This is a genomic window from Frankia sp. CcWB2, from assembly GCF_977927585.1.
This window is the reverse complement of record NZ_CDWRCM010000228.1, coordinates 3,561-6,579: the sequence shown is the minus strand read 5'-3', so window position 1 is coordinate 6,579 and position 3,019 is coordinate 3,561. Positions and strand designations below refer to the sequence as shown.

The window sequence follows — 3,019 nt, the reverse complement described above, 5'->3', positions numbered from 1 at the left end:
GTGCGGAAGACAGACCTAGTGACCGACCTGACGTTCACCAGCTGGCAGCGCTCGCCGCTTTTCGACCTGGTGCCCGATCCCACGCCGCACGACGGCCGGCTGGTCGGCTCGCTCAACCTCCGGCTGGACGACCGGCAGCGGCCGGACACCGCAGGCGGCGCGGTGCCGTTCGCCCTCGTGGCGCCGCGGGATGTCGCCGCGCTGAAGCCCGGGGTCGTCGCGCGGACCGCGCCCCGGGCGGACGCTCCGGACGCGGAGACCACGAAGCTCGTGCACGTCGACTTCGCCGACCCGGGCCTGCCGTGGCGGTACACGCCGCGCAAGGCCGTCGGTGACGTGCTGCCGCCGTGGCTGGTCGTGCTCGTCGGCACGATCGAGGAGCTGCGGGTGGACTCCGGCACAGTCGCGATCCTGCGGCGGTCGGTGCTGGAGAAGCACGACCTCACCACGTCCGCGTCATGGGCGCACGTGCAGGACGACGGGCTTACACATGCGTCCCGGCTCCTCTCTCCGCGCAGGCTGGACCCGCAGACTGAGTACCGGGCGGTCGTCGTCCCCGCGTTCGACGACGCGGGCGCGCCGGCGTGGGACCTCGCCGCCGGCCGGCAGCCGTCCACGCTGCCTGTGCTGCACTGGTGGCGGTTTTGGACCGCCGAGGAGGGCGACTTCGAGACGCTCGCGTTCGCGATCACCGCTCGGTCGTCCACGGGGCTGGGGCGGGCGCCGCTGGCGTACCGGAGAGGGCCGGTCGACCTCGCGCTGGAGGTCCGCGGCGCGATCACAAACCTCGGTGGCGACCCCGACGGCGCCGAGGAGGCGGCCGCGCGGGCGGACCTCGCGGCGTTCGTGGCCGCGGCGCGGACGCTCGCCGACCCGCTCGGGCGCGGGGTGGTGAGCCTGCCGGACTACGGGCGGCCGTGGGTGACCGGCTCGTCGGCGTGGGCAGACACGCTGAGCGCCGACCCGCGCTTCCGCGGCACGGCCGGCCTCGGGCTGTGGATGGGCCTGGAGTGGCAGGATGAGCTCGTTGCCGCGGCGGCCGACCAGCTCGGCGCGCTGCCGCTCGCCGGGCACCTCGTCGCCCAGCTCGCGCTGGGCCTGCACGCGGCGGGATCGCTGTGGGAGCGGCGGATCCCCGACGACCCCGTACACCGGATCGACCTGTTCGCGCCGTTGATGCGCCGGCTGCGGACGCCGACAGGGACCGCGCTCGGCGCGCTGACCGGGCCGGCGAGCCCGCTCGAGGCCGCGTTGTTCTCCTCCGCCGCGCGCCGGATGCTCCGCCGCGGCGCCGCCTGGACGCGGCACACCGCGACCGGCTTCGTGTCCCGGCCCGACCTGATCGCGGCGGCGAACACCTGCCCGCTGCCGTCTCCCGTGCCGGCCGGGCTGCCGCACGTCGACGAGATCGCCCGCCGGCAAGGGCTGCCGGCGCTCGATGAGCTGCCGCTCGAGCCGCGCCGCGATCCGCCGCTGGTTGGCGAGCACCGGCTGAACGTGGTGGACCTGCGCCGGTTCCTCGACCCGTTGCTGCCGCGCGGCACGGTGCTGGAGTGCGCGCCGTCGGACCTCGGCGGCGCGGCCAGGGTGGTGAGCACGGCGATCGACCCGCGCGGTCCGGACGCCCCGGCGATCCTGCGCGTCCGGTCCCGGGTCAACGGCCTGCCGCTGCTGACGCTGGAGCCGCCGGAGCTGCCGGTGGGTATGGACCTGCCGACGTGGACGCTGCTGCGCGACCGAGCCAAGGAGTGGCTGCTGCCCGGGATCGGCACGCTGCAGAAGCACTCGGTCGTCGCGATGCGGACGAACCCGGCCTTCATCGACGCCTACCTGGTCGGCCTGAACACCCAGCTGCACGGCGAGATGCACTGGCGGAACATGCCGGTCGACCGGCGCTCCACGCCGCTGCGGATGTTCTGGGGGCACGTCGACTTCGAGACCGGGAAGCGGGAGGCGGACATCGTCCCGGTCGAATCGTGGCCACCAGCTTCGGACCTCGGCGATCTCGGGCACCAGGTCACGCAGCCCGGCGAGACGACCGGCAAGCAGGACCTGGTGATCGTGTTCCGGACGGACCTTTTCCGGCGCTACCCGCGCACGCTCGTCTACCTCGTCCGCCCCACGCCGACCGCGGACGCCGCGCTGATGGCGACGCCGGACTTCTCCTACGCCGCGGCCAACAAGGCCGACCGGCGGTTTCTCGGGTCGATCTTCCAGGGCGCGCTGGCGCCGGACGTCGTGTTCTTCGCGTTCGACGTCGACCCGTCCACACTGGACCAGTTCTGGCTGGTGCTGGACGAGCCCCCGTCGGAGCTGCGGTTCCGGTCGGTGGACGTGGTGGAGAACCCGGTCGGCGGTGGCGCCACGACCGGAGCGGCGTTCGCGGCCGCGACCATCGACACGCCGACCCGGGTCGGGTTCGACGGCGACTTCCTCGAGCGGCTGGGGCTGGCATGACGTACGCATCGCGCCGGGACGCCCTGCTGCAGAGCGCCGCAGGGACCGCCGCGGGCCGGATCGCCGACCTCTCGATCCAGCTAGCCGGGGACCTCACGCCCGACTCGCGGGCGGACCTGGAGCAGCAGCTGGTGGCCGTCCAGGCCCTCGCCGCCGCGATCGATGCCGAGCGCACACTGCTGGCGGGCGCGCCGGCCGGCGAGCTCGCCGACGAGGCGGCCGAGCGGGCCGTGCTGTCCTGGCTGTGGGGACCGCCGAAGGCGCGCACCGGCGACGTCCTCGGCGCGCTCGGCACCGACGCGGTGCGCACCCTCGCCGGGACCGCGCCGCCGATGCCCGGACTGGTGAACTCCGCGCTGGCGGTGGTCCGGCAGGAGCGGCCGGGGCCGGACATCGTGCCGAGTCTGCAGGCGAGGTTCGGCGCCGACGTTTTCGACACGCTGGTGGCGTCCGCCGTTCGGACCCGGCTCGAGCTGCCCGTCACCGAGCGGCCCGCGCTCGTCCGGGACGTGTGCGTGCTACTGCCCGTACGGCTGGAGACGCTGTTCCGGCAGAACGGTCC

At 74.5% G+C, this 3,019-nt stretch carries 2 protein-coding genes; both read left to right on the top strand.

Annotated features, from left to right (window positions below):
• Positions 1 to 2,457 (top strand): hypothetical protein (locus ACY45C_RS18920; RefSeq protein WP_462188913.1); only part of this gene is annotated, 2,457 nt, incomplete at its 5' end.
• On the top strand, positions 2,454 to 3,019 hold a 566-nt coding region (locus ACY45C_RS18915; RefSeq protein ID WP_462188912.1), incomplete at its 3' end, for a hypothetical protein. The genes ACY45C_RS18920 and ACY45C_RS18915, both read left to right, overlap by 4 nt.